Origin of the sequence: Pseudomonas fluorescens (genome assembly GCF_002837185.1) — a bacterium.
GTDB lineage: Bacteria > Pseudomonadota > Gammaproteobacteria > Pseudomonadales > Pseudomonadaceae > Aquipseudomonas > Aquipseudomonas fluorescens_AM.
In genome coordinates, this window is sequence record NZ_KZ477992.1 from 68,218 (window position 1) to 91,795 (window position 23,578).

The 23,578-nt window shown below is 60.3% G+C and carries 19 protein-coding genes; 15 read left to right on the forward strand and 4 right to left on the reverse strand.

Annotated elements, in window-relative coordinates:
• Nucleotides 1–42 precede the first annotated feature (42 nt).
• The 14 genes from hscA (at nt 43) to CIB54_RS10060 (ending at nt 13,963) form a co-directional block, all read left to right on the forward strand.
• Nucleotides 43–1,905: a Fe-S protein assembly chaperone HscA gene (gene hscA / locus CIB54_RS09995; RefSeq protein ID WP_101219695.1), complete on the forward strand. Its 1,863-nt coding sequence runs from the start codon at nt 43–45 to the stop codon at nt 1,903–1,905.
• 3 nt (nt 1,906–1,908) lie between these two features.
• A complete protein-coding gene (gene fdx / locus CIB54_RS10000) occupies nt 1,909–2,250 on the forward strand; it encodes an ISC system 2Fe-2S type ferredoxin (protein WP_003175958.1) in 342 nt (113 codons plus the stop codon).
• A 14-nt stretch (nt 2,251–2,264) separates the two neighbouring features.
• Nucleotides 2,265–2,465 carry a Fe-S cluster assembly protein IscX gene (gene iscX / locus CIB54_RS10005; protein ID WP_032879605.1) on the forward strand — a complete coding sequence of 67 codons (201 nt, stop codon included), beginning with the start codon at nt 2,265–2,267 and terminating at the stop codon, nt 2,463–2,465.
• A 92-nt stretch (nt 2,466–2,557) separates the two neighbouring features.
• Entirely contained in the window at nt 2,558–2,983 is a 426-nt protein-coding gene (gene ndk, locus CIB54_RS10010; protein ID WP_003175956.1) for a nucleoside-diphosphate kinase, read from the forward strand.
• Between the two features lie 29 nt (nt 2,984–3,012).
• A complete protein-coding gene (rlmN, locus tag CIB54_RS10015) occupies nt 3,013–4,161 on the forward strand; it encodes a dual-specificity RNA methyltransferase RlmN (RefSeq protein ID WP_065951251.1) in 1,149 nt (382 codons plus the stop codon).
• 12 nt (nt 4,162–4,173) lie between these two features.
• Entirely contained in the window at nt 4,174–4,932 is a 759-nt protein-coding gene (gene pilW, locus CIB54_RS10020; RefSeq protein WP_065951252.1) for a type IV pilus biogenesis/stability protein PilW, read from the forward strand.
• Nucleotides 4,932–5,918 (forward strand): RodZ domain-containing protein, encoded by a 987-nt coding sequence (locus CIB54_RS10025; RefSeq protein ID WP_065951253.1) that lies wholly within the window; start codon nt 4,932–4,934, stop codon nt 5,916–5,918. The genes pilW and CIB54_RS10025 overlap by 1 nt, the downstream gene beginning before the upstream one ends.
• Before the next feature lie 2 nt (nt 5,919–5,920).
• Nucleotides 5,921–7,030, forward strand: a complete 1,110-nt coding sequence (gene ispG, locus CIB54_RS10030; RefSeq protein WP_003175952.1) for a flavodoxin-dependent (E)-4-hydroxy-3-methylbut-2-enyl-diphosphate synthase — start codon at nt 5,921–5,923, stop codon at nt 7,028–7,030.
• 23 nt (nt 7,031–7,053) lie between these two features.
• Nucleotides 7,054–8,343 (forward strand): histidine--tRNA ligase, encoded by a 1,290-nt coding sequence (hisS, locus tag CIB54_RS10035; protein ID WP_101219696.1) that lies wholly within the window; start codon nt 7,054–7,056, stop codon nt 8,341–8,343.
• A 41-nt stretch (nt 8,344–8,384) separates the two neighbouring features.
• On the forward strand, nt 8,385–9,026 hold the full coding sequence (locus tag CIB54_RS10040) for a YfgM family protein (RefSeq protein ID WP_065951255.1): 642 nt from the start codon (nt 8,385–8,387) through the stop codon (nt 9,024–9,026).
• The gene (bamB, locus tag CIB54_RS10045) at nt 9,019–10,170 is read left to right on the forward strand and encodes an outer membrane protein assembly factor BamB (RefSeq protein ID WP_065951256.1); all 1,152 of its coding nucleotides are present in this window, start codon (nt 9,019–9,021) and stop codon (nt 10,168–10,170) included. The genes CIB54_RS10040 and bamB overlap by 8 nt, the downstream gene beginning before the upstream one ends.
• Before the next feature lie 260 nt (nt 10,171–10,430).
• Entirely contained in the window at nt 10,431–11,900 is a 1,470-nt protein-coding gene (gene der / locus CIB54_RS10050; protein ID WP_057723953.1) for a ribosome biogenesis GTPase Der, read from the forward strand.
• 135 nt (nt 11,901–12,035) lie between these two features.
• The gene (locus CIB54_RS10055) at nt 12,036–13,184 is read left to right on the forward strand and encodes a pyridoxal phosphate-dependent aminotransferase (RefSeq protein ID WP_101219697.1); all 1,149 of its coding nucleotides are present in this window, start codon (nt 12,036–12,038) and stop codon (nt 13,182–13,184) included.
• A complete protein-coding gene (locus tag CIB54_RS10060) occupies nt 13,172–13,963 on the forward strand; it encodes an amidohydrolase (RefSeq protein WP_065951258.1) in 792 nt (263 codons plus the stop codon). The genes CIB54_RS10055 and CIB54_RS10060 overlap by 13 nt, the downstream gene beginning before the upstream one ends.
• 89 nt (nt 13,964–14,052) lie before the next feature.
• Here the strand turns inward: CIB54_RS10060 and leuA are convergent, their stop codons facing one another.
• The 4 genes from leuA to xseA all read right to left on the reverse strand — a co-directional run bounded on the left by leuA (nt 14,053) and on the right by xseA (nt 22,672).
• A complete protein-coding gene (gene leuA / locus CIB54_RS10065) occupies nt 14,053–15,732 on the reverse strand; it encodes a 2-isopropylmalate synthase (protein WP_101219698.1) in 1,680 nt (559 codons plus the stop codon).
• Nucleotides 15,733–16,138: 406 nt separating this feature from the next.
• Nucleotides 16,139–20,080, reverse strand: coding sequence for a membrane-targeted effector domain-containing toxin (locus CIB54_RS10075; RefSeq protein WP_232790541.1), 3,942 nt, complete (start codon nt 20,078–20,080; stop codon nt 16,139–16,141).
• A gap of 387 nt (nt 20,081–20,467) precedes the next feature.
• Complete coding sequence (locus CIB54_RS10080) at nt 20,468–21,289, reverse strand: peptidoglycan DD-metalloendopeptidase family protein (RefSeq protein ID WP_065951261.1); 822 nt, start codon at nt 21,287–21,289, stop codon at nt 20,468–20,470.
• 3 nt (nt 21,290–21,292) lie between these two features.
• Nucleotides 21,293–22,672, reverse strand: coding sequence for an exodeoxyribonuclease VII large subunit (xseA, locus tag CIB54_RS10085; protein ID WP_065951348.1), 1,380 nt, complete (start codon nt 22,670–22,672; stop codon nt 21,293–21,295).
• Between the two features lie 123 nt (nt 22,673–22,795).
• On the opposite strand from xseA, the gene CIB54_RS10090 reads away from it, so the two are divergent.
• The gene (locus CIB54_RS10090) at nt 22,796–23,563 is read left to right on the forward strand and encodes a sulfite exporter TauE/SafE family protein (protein WP_065951262.1); all 768 of its coding nucleotides are present in this window, start codon (nt 22,796–22,798) and stop codon (nt 23,561–23,563) included.
• Nucleotides 23,564–23,578 lie beyond the last annotated feature (15 nt).

Below are 23,578 nucleotides of genomic sequence, written 5' to 3' on the forward strand. Positions count from 1 at the left end.
GCCCGTGATGCACGCCTGATAGACAGATAAGACCTGATTACCATGGCTCTACTGCAAATCGCCGAACCCGGCCAAAGCCCTCAACCGCACCAGCGTCGCCTGGCGGTCGGGATTGACCTGGGCACCACCAATTCCCTGGTTGCTGCCGTACGCAGCGGCCTGTCCGAGCCGTTGCCCGATGCCGATGGTCAGGTAATCCTGCCGTCCGCCGTGCGCTATCACCCCGACCGTATCGAAGTGGGTGAGTCAGCCAAGCTGGCGGCGTCTAACGACCCATTGAACACCGTGTTGTCGGTCAAGCGCTTGATGGGCCGTGGCTTGTCCGACGTCAAGCAATTGGGCGACCAACTGCCTTACCGCTTTGTCGGCGGTGAGTCCCATATGCCGTTCATCGACACCGTCCAGGGCCCGAAAAGCCCGGTGGAAGTGTCGGCCGATATCCTCAAGGTGCTGCGCCAGCGTGCGGAAACCACCCTGGGCGGCGAACTCGTGGGCGCGGTGATCACGGTTCCAGCGTATTTCGATGATGCGCAGCGCCAAGCCACCAAGGATGCGGCAAAACTCGCCGGCCTGACCGTGCTGCGCCTGCTGAATGAGCCGACTGCCGCTGCCGTGGCTTACGGCCTGGACCAGCATGCCGAAGGCCTGGTCGCCATTTATGACTTGGGTGGCGGCACCTTTGATATTTCGATCCTGCGCCTGACCGGCGGCGTCTTTGAAGTGCTGGCCACCGGGGGCGACAGCGCCCTGGGCGGCGATGACTTCGACCACGCCATCGCAGGCTGGATCATCAGCAGTGCGGGCTTGTCCGCCGACCTGGACCCAGGCGCCCAGCGCAACTTGCTGCAAACCGCCTGTGCGGCCAAGGAAGCGCTGACCAACGCTGCTACCGTTGAAGTTTCCTACGGTAGCTGGTCGGCCCAGCTGACCCGCGAAGCCTTCGATGCGTTGATCGAACCGATGGTTGCCCGCAGCCTCAAGGCCTGCCGCCGTGCGGTGCGTGATTCCGGTATCGAGTTCGAAGAGGTCGGTGCCGTGGTCATGGTCGGTGGTTCCACCCGTGTTCCTCGGGTTCGCGAGGCGGTTGCCGAAGCCTTTGGTCGCCAACCGCTGACTGAAATCGACCCGGATCAAGTGGTGGCCATCGGTGCTGCGATCCAGGCCGATACCCTGGCCGGCAACAAGCGCGATGGTGGCGAGCTGCTGCTGCTCGATGTGATTCCGTTGTCCCTGGGCCTGGAAACCATGGGCGGCCTGATGGAGAAGGTGATTCCGCGCAACACCACCATTCCCGTCGCCCGCGCTCAGGACTTCACCACTTACAAAGACGGCCAGACGGCCATGATGATCCATGTGCTGCAAGGCGAGCGCGAGCTGATCAGCGACTGCCGCTCCCTGGCGCGTTTTGAATTGCGCGGTATCCCGGCCATGGTGGCGGGCGCGGCGAAGATTCGCGTGACCTTCCAGGTCGACGCCGACGGCCTGCTCAGCGTGGCGGCCCGTGAGCTGGGCTCGGGCGTCGAGGCCAGTATCCAGGTCAAGCCGTCCTATGGGCTGACTGACGGTGAAATCGCCAAAATGCTCAAGGACTCGTTCCAATATGCCGGCGATGACAAGGTCGCCCGCGTGCTGCGTGAGCAGCAAGTCGATGCCCAGCGCCTGCTCGAAGCGGTACAGGGCGCCCTGGATGCCGACGGCGAGCGCTTGCTGGACGCCGAGGAGCGCATGGTCATCGACCTGCAAATGCAGGAGCTGGCCGAACTGATGAAAGGTAACGATGGCTACGCCATCGAGCAGCAGACCAAGCGCCTGTCACAAGTCACCGATGCCTTTGCCGCCCGCCGTATGGACCAGACGGTAAAAGCCGCCCTGGCGGGTCGCAACCTGAATGAAATTGAGGAATAACTGATGCCGCAGGTCATTTTTCTGCCACACGCCGAGCATTGCCCGGACGGTATGGTCGTGGAGGCTGAGACCGGCAAGTCCATCCTTGAGGTCGCCCACGACAACCACATCGAGATTGAAAGTGCCTGCGGCGGTGTGTGCGCGTGCACCACGTGCCACTGCATCATTCGCGAGGGCTTCAACAGCCTTGAAGAGGCTGATGAGCTGGAAGAGGATTTCCTCGACCGCGCCTGGGGCCTGGAAGCGACTTCGCGTCTAAGCTGTCAGGCAAAGGTCGGCACTGAAGACATCACGGTCGAAATCCCGAAATATTCGCTCAACCATGCGGCCGAAGCGCCGCATTGATTCAAGGAACTGTCATGAGCCTGAAATGGGTTGATGTACAAGAAATCGCTATACAACTTGCTGAAGCTCACCCTGAGGTCAATCCTCTTACGGTGAACTTCGTCAAGCTGCGCAACCTCGTAATGGCACTGCCGGATTTTGACGACATCCCGGATCGCGGTGGCGAAAAGGTCCTGGAGGCGATTCAAGGCCTGTGGATCGAAGAAGCAGACTGAGCCGCCTTATTACGCAGTTAGGCAATACCTGATAACCCGCGTATAATTCGCGGGTTTAATTTTTCGTAAATTACCGTTTCTGGAGTTACACCATGGCTGTTCAACGTACTTTCTCCATCATCAAGCCTGACGCTGTTGCAAAAAACGTCATCGGCGAGATCACCACTCGTTTCGAAAAAGCCGGCCTGAAGGTTGTAGCTTCGAAACTCAAGCAACTGTCCAAGGCTGAAGCTGAAGGCTTCTACGCTGAGCACAGCGCCCGTGGCTTCTTCGGCGACCTGGTTGCCTTCATGATCTCCGGTCCTGTTGTTGTTCAGGTGCTGGAAGGCGAGAACGCTATCGCTCTGAACCGTGAACTGATGGGCGCTACTAACCCTAAAGAAGCGGCTGCCGGCACCATTCGTGCTGACTTCGCCGAGTCCATCGACGCCAACGCTGTTCACGGTTCGGACTCCGAAGCCGCTGCTGCTCGCGAAATCTCGTACTTTTTCGCTGCTACTGAAGTAACCGCTCGCTAAGCATCGGCTTAAAGAGTGAGGGTGAATCCATGACTACATCGACTGTTAAAACCAACCTGCTGGGTCTGACTCAGCCGGAAATGGAGAAATTCTTCGACTCAATCGGGGAGAAGCGTTTCCGTGCCGGTCAGGTAATGAAGTGGATTCACCACTTTGGCGTCGACGATTTCGACGCCATGACGAACGTCAGCAAGGCCCTGCGCGACAAGCTCAAGGCCATTGCCGAAGTTCGTGGTCCCGAAGTGGTCAGCGAGGACATTTCCAGCGACGGCACCCGTAAGTGGGTGGTGCGCGTGGCGTCCGGCAGCTGCGTCGAGACCGTGTACATTCCCCAGGGCAAGCGCGGCACCTTGTGCGTTTCGTCCCAGGCAGGCTGTGCCCTGGACTGCAGTTTCTGCTCCACCGGCAAGCAAGGCTTCAACAGCAACCTCACCGCCGCCGAAGTCATCGGTCAGGTGTGGATTGCCAACAAATCCTTTGGCAGCGTCCCGGCGACCGTCGACCGTGCCATCACCAACGTGGTGATGATGGGCATGGGTGAGCCGCTGCTGAACTTCGACAACGTAATTGCGGCCATGCACCTGATGATGGACGACCTGGGCTACGGCATCTCCAAGCGCCGTGTGACCTTGTCGACCTCCGGCGTGGTACCGATGATCGATGAGCTGGCCAAGCACATCGACGTTTCCCTGGCGTTGTCGCTGCACGCACCCAATGACGCATTGCGTAACCAATTGGTGCCGATCAACAAGAAGTATCCGCTTAAGATGCTGCTCGAATCCTGCCAGCGTTATATGGCGACCTTGGGCGAAAAGCGTGTCTTGACCATTGAGTACACCATGCTCAAGGACGTCAACGACAAGGTCGAGCACGCGGTCGAGATGATCGAGCTGCTCAAGAACACCCCGTGCAAGATCAACCTGATTCCGTTCAACCCGTTTCCCCATTCTGGCTACGAGCGGCCGAGCAACAACGCCATCCGCCGTTTCCAGGATCAACTGCACCAGGCCGGCTACAACGTCACCGTGCGCACCACCCGTGGTGAAGACATCGACGCCGCCTGTGGCCAATTGGTAGGGCAGGTGATGGACCGCACCCGCCGCAGCGAGCGTTACATCGCCGTGCGTGAACTGAACGCCGCCGACGATCTGCCGCAAATTGCTGTGAATCGAATCTGAGAGAGGATCTCTATGCCCTTGCGCCTTGCGCTGCTTTTACTGGTTACCGGTCTCGTGGCCGGTTGTGTTTCATCGGGCCACGATAGCCCTTTGCAAACCGACAAGGGGCGTGAGGCGGCGCGAGTGGCGTATGTGCAACTGGGGCTGGGCTATCTGCAACAAGGCATGAGCGAGCAGGCCAAGGTGCCATTGAAGAAGGCCCTGGAGCTGGATACCGACGATGCGGATGCCAATGCCGCGCTGGCGCTGGTTTTCCAGGCTCAGGCCGAGCCCGAGTTGGCTGATCGCTATTTCACCAGGGCGCTGGCTTCCCGTCCTGGCGACGCGCGGTTGCTGAACAACTACGGCAGTTTCCTGTTCGAGCAGAAACGTTATGAACAGGCAGCCGCTTATTTCCGCCAGGCCAGCACCGACACTCTTTATCCCCAGCGTTCGCGCATCTTCGAGAACCTGGGGGTGACTTCGATCCACCTGGGACAGCGCGAGCTTGCGCGCCAGCAATTGGAAAAAGCCCTGCACCTGAACGCTCGCCAGCCACGCGCTTTGCTTGAAATGGCTGAGTTGTCCTACGAAGACAGGCATTATGTGCCGGCACGTGACTATTACGAGCGTTTCAGCCTGCTCAGCGGGCACAATGCACGTAGTCTATTGCTCGGTGTGCGCCTGGCGACGGTTCATGAAGAACGCGACACGGCCGCACGTTTTGGCCAGCAACTCGAGCGACTCTATCCCGGTACGCCGGAATATCAGCAATACCTGTCGGAGCAATGATGAAAGCCGCGCACCCGGAAGTTGTAGCAGCTAATCGCGTAAACCCAGGCGACACCTTGCGTGAGGCCCGCGAAAGCAATGGTTGGTCGCTGGCGCAAGTGGCCCTCAAGCTCAATTTGACCAGCACCTCCCTGGCCAACCTGGAAGCTGGCGCGTTCGACAAGCTGCCGGGGCACACGTTTGCCCGCGGCTATATCCGCGCTTATGCCAAGTTGCTGGGTATCGACCAGACCGTACTGGTCCAGCAGTTCGACCAGTTCACCGGCACCGACTCCCAGGGCAGCAATGTGCATGGCCTCGGGCGTATTGAAGAGCCAACCCGGGTGTCCCACACGATCCTGCGCATTGTCAGCCTGTTGCTGCTGATTGCCGTGATCGGGGGTGGCTTCGTCTGGTGGCAGGACCAGACTTCCCAACGCAATAAAGACCTGACCAGCAACGCGCTGGAGCACGTCGAAGTCGAGAGCGCCGACGGCACCACCCAGATTCATCCACTGGATGAGCCGGAGGACCAGGCAGTCGTCGAAGGACAAGCTGCGCCGCAAACGCCAGCCATCGCCGAACAGCCTGCTCCAGAAACCGGCAGCGCACCTGCTGCAACTGCCGCCGTACCCGCTCCGGTTCCAGCAGCACCCGCCGCCCAGGCCCAGGTTCCCGCAGCGCCCGCTCCGGCCCAGGCTCCAGCGCCAGCCACACCGGCTGCGCCTGCGATTTCGCCGCCCACCACCCCCGCGTTGATCGCCGGTGACGGGCGCGTACAGATCACCTTCGTCGCTGACTGCTGGACGCAAGTCAGCGATGGTAATGGCAAAGTGCTGTTTAGCGGTCTGAAGCGTAAGGGAGATACGCTTGATCAGGGCGGCAAGCCTCCTTTGACGCTGCGTCTGGGCTTCGCCCGTGGCGCGCAAGTGGCCTACAACGGCCAGCCTGTGGACGTGGCGCCGTTCACCAGTGGCGAGACCGCTCGCCTCAAGTTGGGACAATAGTCATGCACGGCGAATCTCCAATCAAACGTCGCGTATCGCGCAAGATCTGGGTCGGCTCGGTGCCGGTGGGCGGCGATGCCCCCATCGCGGTGCAGAGCATGACCAACAGCGACACCAACGATGTGGCCGCCACGGTCGCCCAGATCAATCGTCTGGAAGCGGCCGGCGTGGACATCGTGCGGGTGTCCGTACCGGACATGGACGCTGCCGAAGCCTTTGGCCGTATCAAGCAATTGGTCAAGGTGCCGCTGGTTGCCGACATCCACTTCGACTACAAGATTGCGTTGCGCGTAGCCGAACTGGGTGTGGACTGCCTGCGGATCAACCCGGGCAATATCGGCCGTGAAGACCGTGTGCGCGCCGTGGTCGATGCGGCCCGTGATCGCGGTATTCCCATCCGCATCGGGGTCAACGCCGGTTCGCTGGAAAAAGACCTGCAAAAGAAATACGGCGAGCCTACCCCGGCGGCACTGGTCGAGTCGGCATTGCGTCACGTTGAACACCTGGAACGCCTTAATTTCCAGGACTTCAAGGTCAGCGTAAAGGCTTCCGACGTGTTCATGGCCGTAGAAGCCTACCGCCTGCTGGCCAAGGAAATCGTGCAGCCGCTGCACCTGGGCATCACTGAAGCGGGCGGTTTACGCTCAGGCACAGTGAAATCTGCGGTGGGTCTCGGTATGCTGCTCGCCGAAGGGATTGGCGATACCATCCGCATCTCCCTGGCGGCAGACCCCGTAGAGGAAGTGAAAGTCGGCTACGACATACTCAAATCCCTGCGTTTGCGTTCCCGTGGCATCAACTTCATTGCCTGCCCGAGCTGCTCGCGGCAGAACTTCGACGTGGTGAAAACCATGAACGACCTGGAGTTGCGTCTCGAAGACCTGCTGGTGCCGCTGGATGTCGCGGTGATCGGTTGCGTGGTCAACGGACCGGGCGAGGCCAAGGAGGCGCATGTGGGCTTGACCGGCGGTACACCTAACCTGATTTACATCGACGGCAAACCGTCGCAGAAATTGACGAATGACAATCTGGTGGATGAGCTGGAAAAGCTGATCCGCGAGAAAGCGGCCGAAAAGGTCGCCGCTGATGCAGCGCTGATCGCTCGCGGCTGATTGAACGAATTTAAGGATTTGATGTGAGCAAGTCTCTGCAAGCCATTCGTGGCATGAACGACATCCTGCCGGAGCAGACGCCACTGTGGCGCTATTTCGAGGCCACGGTCGCGCGCCTGCTGGATAACTACGGTTACAAGCAGATCCGCATGCCGATCGTCGAGTTCACCGAGCTGTTCAAACGCTCCATCGGTGAAGTGACCGACATCGTCGAAAAAGAGATGTACACCTTTGAAGACCGTAACGGCGACTCCCTGACCCTGCGTCCGGAAGGCACCGCCGCCTGCGTTCGCGCTGTGCTGGAGCATGGCATCACCGGTGGTGGCCAGACCCAGAAACTGTGGTACATCGGCCCGATGTTCCGCCACGAGCGCCCGCAGAAAGGTCGCTATCGCCAGTTCCACCAGATCGGTTGCGAAGTGTTCAACCTGGACGGTCCGGACATCGACGCCGAGCTGATCGTCCTGACCTGGCGCCTGTGGGGCCAGTTGGGCATCCGCGATGCGGTCAAGCTTGAACTCAACAGCCTGGGCACCAGCGAGTCCCGCGGACGCTACCGGGTTGCGCTCGTCGAGTACCTGCTTGCCCACGTGGACAAGTTGGACGAAGACAGTCGGCGCCGCCTGACGACCAACCCGTTGCGCGTGCTTGATACCAAGAACGCCGATACCCAGGCCGTACTGGTCGGCGCGCCGAAAATGGCCGATTACCTGGACGAAGAATCGCGCACGCACTTCGAGGGCCTCAAGGCTCGCCTGGATGCGGCGGGTATTCCCTACGTGATCAACCCCAAGCTGGTGCGCGGCCTCGATTACTACAGCAAGACCGTGTTCGAATGGGTCACCGACAAACTCGGCGCTCAGGGCACGGTGTGTGCCGGTGGTCGTTACGACGGCCTGGTCGAGCAAATGGGTGGCAAGCCGACCACGGGCGTAGGTTTCGCCATGGGCATCGAGCGGCTGATCCTGCTGCTCGAGACCCTTGAGCAAGTGCCGCAAGAGATTTCCCGCCAGGTGGACGTGTATCTTTGCGCTTTTGGCGAGGCCGCCGAACTGGCAGCCTTGGCCCTGAGCGAAAAGGTGCGTGACCAACTGCCGAACCTGCGTCTGCAAATCAATGCCGGCGCGGGCAGCTTCAAGAGCCAGTTCAAGAAGGCTGACAAGAGCGGCGCGTTGTATGCGCTGATCCTCGGCGATGACGAGTTGGCCCAGCAAGTGATAGGTTTCAAACCCCTGCGTGGCCAGGGCGAACAACAGAACATTGCCTTTGATGCGCTCGCTGCGCACCTGGCCACCTGCGTCGTGCAGGGTTGAAGCTGTCGAACAGCCGAATTTAGCGATTAAGGAGTATTGGGGTGTCGAGTACTGATGATGAGCAACTGGCCGAGTTCAAGGACTGGTGGCAGCGTAACGGCAAGCCCCTGGTTACTGGCGGTCTGCTGGCTTTAGTGGTGGTGTTCGGCTGGCAAGCCTGGACCAAATATCAGGCCAACCAGTCCCAGGGCGCCTCGATTGTTTATCAGCAATTGCTGGAAACTACCCTGACGCCGGACGGCAAGCCGGACCCTGCCCGGGTGGCAGACCTGGCCGGCAAGCTGAAGAACGAATTTGGCGGCACGACCTACGCCCAGTACGGTAGCCTGTTCGTCGCGAAAGTCGCGGTCGACACCGGCAAGCTGGATGATGCTGCCACTGAGCTCAAGGCCATTGCCGACAAACCGACCAACCCGACCCTGGGTGAAATCGCACGTCAACGCCTGGCACAGGTATTGGCGGCACAGAACAAGGCTGACGAGGCACTCAAACTGCTCGACGGCGATGCTGACAAGGCATTTGTAGCCACTCGCGAAGAGCTCAAGGGCGACCTGTTGGTCCAATTGGGTCGTACCGACGAAGCCAATGCTGCGTACCAAAAAGCCAAGGCGGCGCTGTCTGATGAAGCGGCGGTCGGTGGCTTACAAATCAAGCTGGACGACTTGGCCAAAGGGGATGCGTGACGTGATCCGTTGGAAACATGCAGCATTGCTGGCTCTGGCCGTTCTGGCCGCGGGTTGCAGCAGCAACAGTAAAAAAGAACTGCCACCTGCGGAGCTGACCAGCTTCAAAGAGGAAGTGGTCCTGCAAAAGCAGTGGAGCCGCTCCATCGGTGACGGTCAGGGCGAAACCTACAACATGCTGGTACCGGCAATCGACGGTGACAACATTGTGGCCGCAGACGTAACCGGCATCGTGACCTCCATGGATCGAATGACCGGCGACGTGAAGTGGAAGAAAGACCTTGAACTGCCTGTCTCCGGCGCCGTTGGCGTGGGTTACGGCATGGTCATGCTCGGCACGCTCAAAGGCGAAGTCGTGGCGCTGGACTCCAGCACCGGTGAAGAGAAATGGCGCGCCCGCGTGACCAGTGAAGTGCTCGCACCGCCTGCCACCAACGGCGATATCGTCGTGGTGCAAACCCAGGATGACCGTGTGATCGGTCTGGACGCCAGCACCGGCGAACAGCGCTGGTTGTACGACAGCACCCCGGCGGTGTTGACCCTGCGTGGTACCAGTGGTCCGATTGTGACCAACAATCTGGCCGTTGCCGGGCTGTCCACCGGTAAAGTGGTCGCCCTGAATACCCAGAACGGCGTGCCGGTCTGGGAAACCCGTGTGGCTATTCCGCAAGGTCGTTCCGAGTTGGATCGGGTCGTGGATATCGACGGCGGCCTGTTGCTGTCCGGCGAGACCCTCTATGTCGCCACTTATCAGGGCCGTGTCGCGGCACTGGACCTGCAGAGCGGCCGGGTCAACTGGCAGCGTGATGCGTCCAGCTACGCCGGTGTCGCCCAAGGGTTTGGCAGCGTCTACGTGAGCCTGGCGTCCGGCACCGTTGAAAGTGTCGACGAGCGTTCCACCACTGCGCTGTGGAGCAACGACTCCCTGGCTCGCCGCCAACTGTCGGCGCCGGAAGTCTTCTCCAGCTACGTAGCGGTCGGTGACTTCGAAGGCTACCTGCACCTGCTGAGCCAGGTGGACGGTCGCTTTGTAGGTCGCGAGCGGATCGACAGCGACGGCCTGCGTGCGCGTCCGCTGGTGGTGGGTAACATGCTTTATGTGTATGGCAACAGCGGCAAGCTGGAAGCCCTGACCATCAAGTAAAGGTTTGACTATGCTTGGGGTAATCCCCCAGGCGGCCCTGTTTCAATGCTCTCTGTAGGAGCGAGCTTGCTCGCGAGGAACGTCAACGATAACGCGGGCTTGCTGAGTTAACGCGTCGTCCTTGGGTTTTTCGCGAGCAAGCTCGCTCCTGCAGTGGTGGTGTCAGAGCAGGGCATGTGGCATTCAAATGCCGCCCCGAGCACCAGCCGCTGCCCTGCAGCGGCTTTTGTATTTTCTGAAATAACGAAGTGGAGAGCCGCATGGTTCCCGTAATCGCCCTGGTGGGCCGACCTAACGTCGGCAAGTCCACCTTGTTCAACCGCCTGACCAGGACTCGCGACGCCATCGTCGGCGACTTGTCCGGTCTGACCCGTGATCGCCAATACGGTGAGGCAAAGTGGCAAGGGCGCTCCTACATTATTGTCGACACCGGTGGTATCTCCGGTGACGAACATGGCATGGACGAAAAAATGGCCGAGCAGTCGCTGCTGGCCATTGAAGAAGCCGATGTCGTGTTGTTCCTGGTGGACGCCCGCGCGGGCTACACCGCTGCCGACCAGATGATTGGCGAGCACCTGCGCAAGCGCAACAAGCGCTCCTATCTGGTCGCGAACAAGATCGATAACATCGATCCTGAGGCGGCCCGTGCCGAATTCAGCCCGATGGGCCTGGGCGACGCGATCCCGGTTGCCGGCGCCCACGGTCGCGGCATCACGCAGATGCTCGAAATTGCCCTCAGCACCTTTCCCAAGGATGACGATGAGGAAGAAGAGGGTGAGGAGGAAATCGTCGCCGAAGGCGAGGAAGCCAAGCGCATTCCTGGCCCGAGCGAAAAAGACGGTATCAAGATCGCCATCATCGGCCGCCCTAACGTCGGCAAGTCGACCCTGGTCAACCGCATGCTCGGTGAAGACCGGGTAATCGTCTATGACGAACCCGGCACCACCCGCGACAGCATCTACATCCCGTTCGAACGTAACGAGGAAAAGTACACGCTGATCGACACTGCCGGTGTGCGCAAGCGCGGCAAGATCCACGAAGAAGTTGAAAAATTCTCCGTGGTCAAAACCCTGCAAGCGATCAAAGACGCCAACGTGGTGATCTTTGTGATGGACGCGCGCGAAGGCGTGGTGGACCACGACCTGAACCTGCTGGGCTTTGCCCTGGAAGCCGGTCGCGCCCTGGTGATCGCGATCAACAAGTGGGACGGCATGACGCCGAGCGAGCGCGATTTCGTCAAGATCGAGTTGCAGCGTCGCCTGTTCTTCGTTGAGTTTGCCGATATTCACTTCATCTCAGCGCTGCACGGCACCGGCGTGGGCAACCTTTACGCCTCCGTACAGAACTCGTTCAAATCTGCGGTCACGCGCTGGCCGACCAATCGCCTCACCCAGATCCTGGAAGACGCGGTGGGCGAGCACGCGCCGCCGATGGTCAACAACCGCCGCATCAAACTGCGTTACGCCCACCTGGGTGGTGCCAACCCGCCGATTATCGTGATCCACGGTAACCAGATCGAGAAGGTGCCCAAGTCCTATGTGCGTTACCTGGAAAACACCTACCGCCGTGTCTTGAAGCTGGTCGGTACGCCGATCCGTATCGAGTTCAAGGGTGGCGAGAACCCATACGAAGGCAACAAGAACACACTGACCGACCGTCAGGTGAACAAGAAGCGTCGTTTGATGACTCACCACAAGAAGGCCGACAAGAAGCGCCGCGACAAGAAATAACGGCCGCTTCAAGTTGTAAGCTACAAGCTGCAAGAGAGGGCGCCGTTGGCGCCCTTTTTTGTGCGCGGCGGTTTGCCCCTTGACCCGCTTGCAGCTTGCAGCTTAAAACTTGCAGCTCACCCGAAGGGGGCTCCCATGATCACCAGCAAGCTGCCGAATGTCGGCACGACCATTTTCACCAGCATGTCGCAGTTGGCGGCCGAGACCGGCGCAATCAACCTGTCCCAGGGTTTTCCCGACTTCAACGGCCCTCAAGACCTGCTCGACGCCGTGGGCCGGCACGTCGCCAACGGCCATAACCAATACGCACCGATGAGCGGCTTGCCCGCGCTGCGCCAGCAGGTGGCGGCAAAGATCGCCCGCAGTTACGGTGTCAGCGTCGATGCGGATCTTGAAGTGACCATCACGCCCGGCGCTACTCAAGGCATTTTCTGCGCTATCCAGGCGGTTATCCGCACCGGTGACGAAGTGATCATCTTCGACCCTTGCTACGACAGCTACGCACCCTCGGTGGAGCTGGCCGGCGGGCGATGCGTGCATCTGCAGTTGGGCTTGCAGGATTTCAGCCTGGATTTGGAGCGCATCAAGGCCGCGCTGTCGCCGCGCACGCGCATGATTGTGCTCAATACACCGCACAACCCCAGTGGCGCGCTGGTCAGCCGTGAGGAACTGGACCAGTTGGCCGAGCTGATTCGCGGCCGCGATATCTATCTGCTCAGCGATGAAGTGTACGAACACCTGGTGTTCGATGACGTGCCCCACGTCAGCGTGCTGGCCCACGAGGAGCTGTACGCGCGTGCGTTCGTGGTCAGCTCGTTCGGCAAGACGTATCACGTCACGGGCTGGAAGACCGGCTATGTGGTTGCACCGCCGGCCCTCACTGCCGAGCTGCGCAAAGTGCATCAATACGTCAGCTTCTGTGGCGTGACACCGTTGCAGTACGCGCTGGCCGATTTCATGGCTGAGCACCCGGAGCACGTGGATGCGCTGCCGGCGTTCTATCAAGCCAAGCGCGACCTGTTCTGCCAGTTGCTGGCGCCGTCGCGGTTCAGCTTCAGCCCATCGGCGGGGACTTACTTTCAACTGGTGGATTATTCCCGGATCCGCCCGGACCTGGATGATGTCGCCATGTCCGAATGGATGACGCGCGAACACGGCGTGGCGTCGATTCCGATCTCGGTGTTTTACCGCAACCCACCCCAAGGCCAGCGCCTGGTGCGCCTGTGCTTTGCCAAACGCGAGGAGACGCTGCAACGAGCGGCGGAAAAACTATGCGTGATTTGAGTGCCTTGCCGAACCTGAACGTTGCCCTGATCCAGACCACCCTGGCGTGGCATGACCGCCAGGCCAACCTTGAGCATTTCGAGCTGCTGCTGGAGCAGGCCAACGGCGCTGACCTGATCGTATTGCCGGAGATGTTCACCACCGGCTTCTCCATGGAATCGGCCGCCCTGGCCGAACAGGAAAACGGCCCGACTCTGCGTTGGCTTCAAGCCCAGGCGGCGAAATACAACGCGGTGATCACCGGCAGTGTGATCATCCAGGCGGCGGACGGCAGCCACCGTAACCGCCTGCTCTGGGCGCGCCCCGACGGTGAGGTGCTGCATTACGATAAACGCCACCTGTTCCGCATGGCCGGCGAACACGACCACTACACACCCGGCGAGCGTCAGGTGCAGTTCGAGTTGAAGGGCTGGCGTATCCGCCCGCTGATTTGCTATGACCTGCGCTTCCCGGTGTGGAGTCGCGATGCCCAGGACACCGACTTGCTGCTGTACACCGCCAACTGGCCGGGCGCGCGGCGCCAGCACTGGAACCGTTTGTTGCCGGCGCGGGCCATCGAGAATTTGTGTTATGTGGCAGCGGTTAATCGAGTCGGCACGGACGGCAAGGGCTTTGCCTACACCGGCGATAGCCAGGTGTTGGATTTCCAGGGTGAGACATTGCTGAGCGCGGGGGAGGCTGATGGGGTATTCCAGGTGATTCTGAATGCAGCGGAGTTGGCGGCGTATCGCACCAAGTTCCCGGCGAATCTGGATGCCGATAGCTTTCAGTTTGTCTGACAGGCCGCCATCGGGGGCACCACCATAGCCCAAAGTAAAAAGGCCCCTGGATTCTCACCCAGGGGCCTTTTGCTTGTGCCGATAACGTCTTACGCCGCCTTCGCTTCCTGCTGGCTCAACGAGCGGTTCAGCGCACTGAACAGCGCCTTGAAGCTTGCGGTGGTGATGTTTTCATCAATCCCCACGCCATGCACCGGACGCTCGCCATTCACGCGCAGTTCGATGTAGGCCGCCGCCTTGGCGTTGGTGCCTGCGCCAATCGCATGTTCGTTGTAATCCATGATTTCCACGCCGATCGGCAAGCCGGCCACCAGCGCTTCCAGCGCGCCATTGCCTTTGCCTTTCCAGTGCAGGTTGGTTTCGCCCTGGCCCTTGCCGGAGACTTCCACTTCCACATGGCTGTTGCCGTTCTCTTCCTGCAGGCGATGGCTGACCAGCGCGTACGGGGTGTTGGCCTGCAGGTATTCACGTTGCAGCAAGGCGTAGATCTGCGGCGCGGTCATCTCAAGGCCGACGCGGTCGGTCTCGGCCTGTACCACCTGGCTGAATTCGATCTGCATGCGGCGCGGCAAGCTGATGTCGTATTCCTGTTCCAGCAGGTAGGCAATGCCGCCCTTGCCCGACTGGCTGTTCACACGGATCACCGCCTCGTAGCTGCGACCGATATCGGCCGGGTCGATCGGCAAGTACGGCACTTCCCACAGTGCATCGTCTTTCTGCTGGGAGAAGCCCTTGCGGATCGCGTCCTGGTGCGAGCCGGAGAACGCGGTGTGCACCAGGTCGCCGACATACGGATGACGTGGGTGCACCTGGATCTGGTTGCACTCCTCGACGACTTTGCGCACGCCGTCGATGTCGGAGAAATCCAGCTGCGGGTCGAGGCCCTGGGTGTACATGTTCAGTGCCACGGTGACCAGGTCGACGTTACCGGTGCGTTCGCCGTTGCCGAACAGGCAGCCTTCGACACGGTCGGCGCCGGCCATCAGGCCCAGCTCGGTGGCGGCCACGCCAGTGCCACGGTCGTTATGGGTGTGCAGGCTGATGATCACGCTGTCACGACGGTTGATATGGCGACCGAACCATTCGATCTGGTCGGCGTAGATATTCGGCGTGGCGCATTCCACGGTGGCCGGCAGGTTGAGGATCATCTTGTGCTGGGGCGTCGGGTTCCACACCTCGATCACCGCGTCACAGACTTCCTTGGCGAACTCCAGCTCCGTGGCGCTGAAGGTCTCGGGGGAATATTCGAAGGTCCACTGGGTTTCCGGCTGCTGCGCGGCGTATTTGACGAACAGCTTGGCGGCGTTGACCGCGATGGCCTTGATGCCGTCCTTGTCCTGGTTGAAGACAATGCGGCGAAACGACGGCGACGTAGCATTGTACAAATGCACGATGGCCTTTTTGGCGCCGCGCAGGGATTCGAACGTGCGCGCGATCAAGTCTTCACGGCCCTGGGTCAGCACCTGGATGGTGGTGTCCTCGGGGATGTGGTTGTCTTCGATCAGGGTGCGCACGAAATCAAAATCGGTTTGCGATGCGGCCGGGAAGGAGGCTTCGATTTCTTTCACGCCGACCGCGACCAGGGTCTTCCAGAAACGCAGCTTTTTCGCGGCGTCCATCGGCTCGATCAGCGACTGGTTGCCATCACGCAGGTCGGAGCTGCACCAGATTGGCGCGGCGGTGATGGTTTTCGACGGCCAGGTGCGGTCCGGGATATCGATGGTCGGGAACGCGCGGTACTTCGAAGACGGGTCTTTGAGCATGCTCATCGCAAAATCCTTTGTTGTAGGGCCGAGAAGAGGCGGCCTGCCGATTCACTATTATTGGGGGGCGACGCTTGGGGCGAGACAGATCGATTCAGCCTGGCAGTCGTGCGCTGACGAGGCACAGGCTGCGGTGCTGGCGGAGCTGAATGAGGGTGTGAGAGGTTTTCATAAGCCCAACCCTAATCGTGGGCACGGCAGATGGCAAGTGATCTTGAAAAATCGATAGGATTTCTCCATTTTGTTATCTTTTGAGAAATTTATTGTCAGATTTATAAATTTTCTTTTGTTTTATTGCCGAGCCTTCTTGAGGTGCACAATTTAAAGAACGAGCGTCGAGGGCGCGCGCTCAGCAGCGTGGTGCAATGGTGAAGGACTCACCATTGCCTGCCGTACTTGCAGCGATGCTCCTTCAGGTGATTTTCTGAAAGGCTTGATAGTCTCCGGCCGTGTGGCTGCCCGTCACGACGCGTCCGGGGTCTTTCGGGATTGATGGACCGCTGATGGCAATGCTCTTGTTATAGGTCGTGGCCGGGTACACGCCTATCCCTACGCCACCGCTGAGTTCGGCCAGTCCTGGAACGTTTCGGGACGTATTCATGTGAGCCCTGCCTACCAGGGCCAGCACTTTTTCGCCGGGTTTGCGTCTCTGCAGGATGCGCGTTGCGTAATAGTTGAATTCCTGCAAACGAGTCACGCCCTTGTCATTGTCGCCGATGTCGCGATAGAAGCCCGGCATGTCCTCCCGTCGAGTCAGGAAGCGATGGTCCAAGGCTCTTATCGCTATACCGTTTTCCTGGGCGAGACTGGTTAATTCCAAGAGTGTCGGCGACGCCCCGGGCGGGCGGCCACTGCCCATTCCAGCAGGCACGACTTGGCCCGCGGCGTTGGTTTGGACATTTTCCAGATAGATGGCTTTCACGCCGGCGTCTTTGAGGGTTTGCATGTTCTCTTTAAGCAGTTGAAAGCTGGCGATTTCGTTATGGCTCTCGCCCAGCACCACAACGTCACTGATCTGATAGGCATCCTTAAGGAGTCCAGCGGGCGATGTGTTGGGTGCCAGGTCAAGGCGAGGCGGGCGTGGCGGCATTTGTCCCCCTGCGGTCATAGCGTGGTAGAACCGTTGTGCATCTCGCCTGAACCAATGCCTGGCCACTGGCAGCGACTTGGGGGTGAAGTCGGCTTCCAACAGTTGACCGTTGTTGCGGCTGAGGTATTCGGTCTCGGGCAAGGCTTTTTTGACTGGCGTCTCTGCTCCCTGAGTCGGTGCTCCTCCCCGTAACGCATTCAGTCGCCATTCGCCGTTTCCAGCCGATTGCAGGGACGCCACGATTCGGCTCCCCCTGGGCGCTGTCAACGGGGCGTTGGGATCAACAATATTGACTTGTCCGCTGCGGGCGTGAAATACCGAGTCGATCTGGTAAACCCCGTTCGTGCCGGTGCTGTCGGTAAAGCGTACGTACCAGTTGTCGTCAACGTTATAAGTACCATCGGGTCTCAAGGGGCGGCCACTGATGATCTCGCTGGGCACGGTAAACGCGCTTAAATCACGGCTTGGCAAGGCGACGGTGGTGGGGGTGTGCGAACCGATGCTGGCAATGCCACTGCTGGTGCCGGCGAGCGCGGGCGCCGCTGGTATGACCGGAGCAGTTAACGCCCTCGAGCCCGCCTGTGGGGTCAGTGTGCCCGCCGTCGTTGACGCTCTGAATACCGGACGCATCGGCGCCGCGCGAACATTGTAGATACGCGATCCCGCCAGAGTGAAGTCGCTGTAGATCGCGCGTGCCAGGCCGGGCTTTTTGATCAGGTGCGGCAAGATTCGGCTATTGGCGCGTAACGCGGTGACGCCGGCCTTGCCCAGACGAATCCCGGTGGATATCCCTTTGCCGGCCACCGGTATCAAGTCCGCGAAAATCAAGGCCACTTCAATGCCGAACTCGATTTTGTTGAGTTTTGATTGCTCTGCGACCTCGGCGCTGCTCACGGACTGGTGATCAGCTCGGTCGATCATCATCTGTACATGTTGTTGGTACAGATGATCCTGAGCATTGGCGTTGATGGGCTCAAGGCTCAAAGCGCCGCCCAATAGCTTGACCGATGAGATGACCAGCTTGGGGTCTATCATCTTCATTGGGTTGTAGGCGCGCTTTTTAAGCGCGTCCTTGAACTCCTCAATTTGATCCTTGCTGACCGGTGATTTTCTTTGCGCGATATAGGATGCCCATTCGCCCTTGGCCAACAGGGTGTCCAGGCTCTTGTGGTCAGCCACCTCACGAAAGGTGATGCCGTCAGGCGCTTTGGGGGTGTAGAGCACCAGTGACGCGTCACTCTGGTTGCCGATCACCATCACGCCCTGCACCGCCAGCCCACGGTGGATAAGGCTGTTGGCAACAATGGTTTTCCCATCCACCTGGGGGCGCGTTGCAGGATCGGGGTGCTCCACCACCGCATCCACCCATTGCGCCGCACGCTTGGTGCTGGTGTCTTCGGTTGCCGGTTCCGCGTAGGCCTCGGGATTAAGTTCTGCGAGAAACGCCTCTTTAGTCTGGGTGGCTTTCAGGCTGTCTTTCCAAGCCGTACGCAATTGCGCAGCGCTGCCCGACTCGGCATCAGTGGTCATCTCGCGTTTCAGCAGTTTGACGTATTCACCCCCGACATCAGTGACGCTGACCAGTTTTTTGAGGTCGTCGGTGCCCAGGGTTACCGGATTGCCCGCCAGATCGAGGACGGGGTTGCCTGTGGTGTCAACGAGCGGCAGGGTCATTTTTACATCGGTGAACGTGCCTCTCTCCACGGCTGGAAAGCCGCTGGGGTTCTTCAACGCCAGGTCTGTCAGGCTTACGCTTTGCTGGTTCGCGTAGAGAGGCTGGCCGGTTCCCCTGCCGCCCTGGACACCGGTCCGGGTGCGCACCTGAACCATGAGCTTATCGGCATCGATGTGTGCATTCGGGTATTGCTGCTTGATGGCGGCATTCATCCGCTCACGGGAGAAGCGCGGCAGTGAAGGGATTTTCTCCAGCAGCGGAGTCAGCTTGTTCAAGCTTTTTTCTTGCTCCTCTTCCAGGCGCGTGAAAAACGCTTCTTGCAGCGGATTCAGATTTTTTAACCACTCGGGTTGGTATTTGTCTGCCAGTTTGGCATCGCGAGCCTGCATGGCGTTGGTGCCATCAAGCAGATAAGACGCGTCGGCCGTATCGTCAATGCTCTGGAGTGAGGCGCTGTCGGTGAGTGGATTGATGCCGTCAGCGGGGGCCAGGGCTTTGCTCAGGTGGGTGTCGATCTCTGCCTGCTGACGTTTGAGCATCCAGGGTATGGCGTCTGCCAGTACATCCCCTGATGACGGCTCGACACTGCGCATCAGGTCTTCCCCGGTAAACGAACCAGGCCGGTTTTGCAGTGAGGGTGGCAGGGTCTGCAGTAACAGCTGCGCATCGGTTGCGCCTTGATCCAGGCGGTTGGCCAAGGCCTGGCGTGCCTGGGCCGGCGTGGCAAACTCCTCGAAACCTTCGCCGGGTGTGTAAAGCACCACCGGGCCATTAGCCTCGTTGAGCGTAAAGGTGCGCCCATTCGGCCAAGTCGGCGGGCTGCCATGGGAGCCGTCATTGTGGGTGATGAGAAATGCGCCGGCCAGCATCGCGCCGCGTTCTGTCTTGTTATCGACAGTCACGGGATATACGCCCAGGCGAGCGCCATGGGCGAATTTCTTTTCCCGGGCAGCCAAGGTGGGATAGCGCAGCGCGTTGTCGATCAGCTCCTTGCTTTGCGCACTCAGGGTGCCGTCGGCCACACGCAGCGCGGCCAGGATCGACAATTGTTTTTTATGCAGGATCAACAGATGGTCTTTTGGCGACAGCTGCAGTTTCGGCTCCCCCTCCGCTTGCCCGGGCGTACTCCAGAATTCTTCAAGTGCCTGGGGATATTGCGTGGCAATGCTTCGGGCAATCGATTGCAATGAGCTTGACGTAAGGGCGGGTGTTCCAGGTTCGTCAGCGGTTTGTCGCGTAGCAAATTCGGTGCGTATGTTGCGCTCAGGGCGCATCAGCGCGTTCGGGTTGGCCAGGATTTTTTTCACCATTCTGGCCAACGCGGTCATCAGGGGTTCGGAAGATTCCGGCGACTGAGCGTCACCGCCGACGCGGTAGCGGTCGAAATACAGAAGGTGGGCATCGAGAGGCCTGACGTCCGGAAACGCTTTTTCAAGCTGTGTCTGTACAAATGTTTCAAACTTCGGCTGCCTGCTGTGTAACCGTTGCATGTCTTCAGTCAGAAGACCGTGCTCAAGGCTCAGCGCTAATTGCTTGGTGGGCTTGAAATGCTTCACCAACTGCGCGTACCGCATTTTGGCGGGATTCATGGCATACGAGTTGGGCGCGGCCGGGCTGTCTGGGGCATAGCTTGAGGCGGGCGCAGGTTCTTGTGCGGTGAAGGCGGGCGTTGGTAAAGCGGGGGGTGATACAAGGGGCGCAAGGGTGGCGGAAGAAGTCGAGGAGAGTGGCTGATGCCGCTCTGATAGCGGTGGGGTAAGGGAGAACATAGAGTGAGTCTCACTGGATTTGGATGTCCATGTGTCAGTTCATGCTCATTACGCTCCGTGTAATTCGTTGATTGGGTGAATATCGGGCATCAGACAGTTCCTGCCGAAAGTGTAAGGCGATGGCAGCGCATCGCATTGAATGTCACGCAGTGGAGGCGCCGGACAAGAGGGGCAGCTCTCGCCGGCGCCCAACGACTGACACGCCGGTCAGGGCTGAAACGCACCAATGAAAATGGCCGGATCAACCCGCGCGTCGTTCAGGCTGACGTTCCAGTGCATATGCGGGCCGGTTGCCCGACCCGTCGAGCCGACCTTGCCCACGACCGCGCCACGCCCCAACTGGTCGCCGACTTTCACGTCAATCTTCGACATATGGCAGAACATGCTGATAAAGCCCTGGCCATGGTCGACGAACACGGTGTTGCCGTTGAAGAAGTAGTTGCCGGTCAGGATCACCTTGCCAGCCGCCGGCGTCTTGATCGGCGTACCCGCGCCCACGGCAAAGTCCAGTCCCGAATGGGGATTGCGCTCCTCGCCATTGAAGAACCGTCTTACCCCAAACTTGCTCGACAGCGGCCCGTTGACCGGTTTGTCCAGCAGCAGGTTGCTCGGTGTGTTCGGGCTGAAACTGCGGTAGGCCTTGAGCTGCACGGCCAGTTCGCCCTCGATGCGCTTGAGTTGCGCCGGTTGCGGGTTGACCTGGCTTTTGTTCTTCAAGGTGATGCGCTGCTCGGGGTATTTCTTGAAGCCCACCACGAACGGCAGTTGTCGCGCGCCACTGGTGATGCGTTCGGTGCCGGGCTTGACCGTCAGCGGGATGCCCACAATCGCCAGCCAGGTGTTTTGCTCCTTCACCACCAGCACCGGCCTGTTGAGGTAGGTGGCCTTGGGCGCGGTCGCCGCCGTGCCCAGGTCCACGACAGCGACGCCGCCGGGCACCGGCTTGTTCAGCAAGCGGGTGATGTAGCTGTCGGCATGGGCATTGAAGGTCAGGCAAACGAGCATCAACAAGCTGAGAAAGCGTGGCATCAGTCAATCCAGTAGCGAAAGGGTGACGGGTGTCAGGTGGTTGTCTTCCACCCGTACTTGCAATTGGCCCTCACCGAGGCGTGCGGTCAGGCGCTGGCCGGTGTGGGTTTGCGCGGCGTTGCGAATCGCCTGGCCACGCTCGTCGAGCAGGATGCTGTAGCCACGGCCCAGGGTGGCCAGTGGGCTGACCACGTGCAGCGTCTGCACCTGGCTTTGCAGCTGCAGGCGCCGCGCCTTGAGACCTTCGCGCATGGCGCGGGGCAGGCGTTCGGCGAGGCTGTCCAGGCGCTGGCGCAGCAGGGCCAGTTGACGGCCCGGATGTTGGCCGGCGAGGCGGGTTTCCAGGCGAATCAGGCGTTCGCGACGGGTAGTGAGGCTGCGCTCGAAAGCGCGGCGCAGGCGCATGTCCAGGTCATCCAGGCGCTGGGCCTGCTGGCGCAGACGTTCGCCAGGGTGTCGCAGGCGTCGGGCCATGCCCTCCAGGCGCAAGCGATCATGGCGCAGGCGGTTGTGCATCAACAGCACCAGGCGGCGCTGCAGGTTTTCGACCTGGCGCACCAGGTGGCTGGCGTCCGGTGCCAGCAGTTCAGCGGCAGCGGACGGGGTAGGGGCGCGCACGTCCGCCACGAAGTCGCTGATCGACACATCGGTTTCATGGCCGACCGCGCTGACGATGGGCGTGACACAGGCATCCACCGCGCGAGCCACGGCTTCTTCGTTGAAGCACCAGAGGTCCTCCAGCGAGCCGCCGCCACGGGCCAGGATCAGCGCGTCGAAACCGCGGGCGTCGGCCAGTTTCAATGCACGCACAATCTGCGCGATGGCCTCGCGGCCTTGTACGGCGGTCGGGATCAACGTCAGTTCAATGTTCGGCGCGCGGCGGCGGAATACGCTGATGATGTCGCGAATCACCGCGCCGGTCGGCGAACTGATAATACCGATGCGCCGAGGGTGCGCCGGCAATGGCACCTTGCGCTCGGCACTGAACAGGCCTTCGGCGCTGAGCTTTTCCTTCAAGGCATCGAAGGCCAGGCGCAACGCGCCATCACCGGCCGGCTCCACGGTGTCGAGGATCAATTGATAGTCGCCACGGCCCTCGAACAGCGAGACCTTGCCGCGCACTTTCACCGCCAGGCCATCCTTCAACGCCTGGCGCACCCGCGCAGCGTTGTTGCGAAACAGCGCGCAACGCACCTGGGCGCCGCTGTCCTTGAGGGTGAAATACACGTGGCCGGAAGCCGGGCGGGCGAGGTTGGAGATCTCGCCTTCCACCCAGATATTGGTGAACACGTCTTCCAGCAGCACCCGCGCGCGGCCGTTGAGCTGGCTGACAGTCAGGACTTCGCGGTCCAGGCCCAATCGGGCAAAAGGATCTTTAATCATGGGCGGCAGTTTATAGGCATTCGTGCCAGGTTTGACAGAACTGCTCCACCTGCGTGCGCCTTCGCGCTGGCGCAATGCTCACGGATGACTAAAGTGTCGGCATTCTCTTTCAAGGAATTACCCATGAGTCCGGTTGAGCTGATGAGCCAGTGGTCGTTTGGCGCGGTTGAGTGGCTGGTGATCGGCCTCGGTATCGTTGTGGCGTATATCGTTTTCGGTATCGCCGGCTTCGGTACGGCGTTGGTGGCAGGGCCTGTGCTCATTGTGTTCATGCCGTTGTCGAAGATCATACCGCTGTTGGTCTTGCTCGATTTTGTCGCCGCCTTCGGTGGCCTGCTGCAAACACGTCGGGATGTCAGCAAGCCGGAGTTGCTGCGACTGCTGCCGTGCATGGCCATCGGCTGCACCTTGGGTGTGGTGTTTTTGCTCAACCTGCATTCCGACTTGCTGCTGTTGTTGATGGGGCTGTTTATCAGTGCCTACGCGGTCTACAGCCTGGCGGTGAAGGCGCGACCTGCGCAATTGGCGGCGGGCTGGTCGATTCCCATGGGCACGGTTGGCGGCTTGTTTGGTGCGCTGTTCGGCAGCGGCGGCTTTTTATATGCGATCTACCTGAACAGCCGTCTGTCCAAGGAGGCGGCGCGGGCCACGCAAAGTGCGTTGATCAGTTGCAGCACCGTGGTGCGCCTGAGCCTGTTTCTGATTGCCGGGGTGTATGCCGAATTGCCGCTGCTGATGTTGGCGCTGTGCCTGTTGCCGGCAATGGCGCTGGGCTTGTGGTGCGGGCGCCGGCTGACGATGCGGATGTCCCGCGAGGCGTTTGTGCGGTTGGTGACGTGGCTGGTGCTGGCCAGTGGGATTGCGTTGATTGGACGGTATTTGAGTACTTGACCTGTGTGGGGCAGG

Excerpts from the sequence above, each read along its gene's own strand:
- hscA (WP_101219695.1), top strand. The coding sequence starts at position 43 with ATGGCTCTACTGCAAATCGCCGAACCCGGCCAAAGCCCTCAACCGCAC.
- fdx (WP_003175958.1), top strand. The coding sequence starts at position 1,909 with ATGCCGCAGGTCATTTTTCTGCCACACGCCGAGCATTGCCCGGACGGT.
- iscX (WP_032879605.1), top strand. The coding sequence starts at position 2,265 with ATGAGCCTGAAATGGGTTGATGTACAAGAAATCGCTATACAACTTGCT.
- ndk (WP_003175956.1), top strand. The coding sequence starts at position 2,558 with ATGGCTGTTCAACGTACTTTCTCCATCATCAAGCCTGACGCTGTTGCA.
- rlmN (WP_065951251.1), top strand. The coding sequence starts at position 3,013 with ATGACTACATCGACTGTTAAAACCAACCTGCTGGGTCTGACTCAGCCG.
- pilW (WP_065951252.1), top strand. The coding sequence starts at position 4,174 with ATGCCCTTGCGCCTTGCGCTGCTTTTACTGGTTACCGGTCTCGTGGCC.
- CIB54_RS10025 (WP_065951253.1), top strand. The coding sequence starts at position 4,932 with ATGAAAGCCGCGCACCCGGAAGTTGTAGCAGCTAATCGCGTAAACCCA.
- ispG (WP_003175952.1), top strand. The coding sequence starts at position 5,921 with ATGCACGGCGAATCTCCAATCAAACGTCGCGTATCGCGCAAGATCTGG.
- bamB (WP_065951256.1), top strand. The coding sequence starts at position 9,019 with ATGCGTGACGTGATCCGTTGGAAACATGCAGCATTGCTGGCTCTGGCC.
- der (WP_057723953.1), top strand. The coding sequence starts at position 10,431 with ATGGTTCCCGTAATCGCCCTGGTGGGCCGACCTAACGTCGGCAAGTCC.
- CIB54_RS10055 (WP_101219697.1), top strand. The coding sequence starts at position 12,036 with ATGATCACCAGCAAGCTGCCGAATGTCGGCACGACCATTTTCACCAGC.
- CIB54_RS10060 (WP_065951258.1), top strand. The coding sequence starts at position 13,172 with ATGCGTGATTTGAGTGCCTTGCCGAACCTGAACGTTGCCCTGATCCAG.
- leuA (WP_101219698.1), bottom strand. The coding sequence starts at position 15,732 with ATGAGCATGCTCAAAGACCCGTCTTCGAAGTACCGCGCGTTCCCGACC.
- CIB54_RS10075 (WP_232790541.1), bottom strand. The coding sequence starts at position 20,080 with ATGAATCCCGCCAAAATGCGGTACGCGCAGTTGGTGAAGCATTTCAAG.
- CIB54_RS10080 (WP_065951261.1), bottom strand. The coding sequence starts at position 21,289 with ATGCCACGCTTTCTCAGCTTGTTGATGCTCGTTTGCCTGACCTTCAAT.
- xseA (WP_065951348.1), bottom strand. The coding sequence starts at position 22,672 with ATGATTAAAGATCCTTTTGCCCGATTGGGCCTGGACCGCGAAGTCCTG.
- CIB54_RS10090 (WP_065951262.1), top strand. The coding sequence starts at position 22,796 with ATGAGTCCGGTTGAGCTGATGAGCCAGTGGTCGTTTGGCGCGGTTGAG.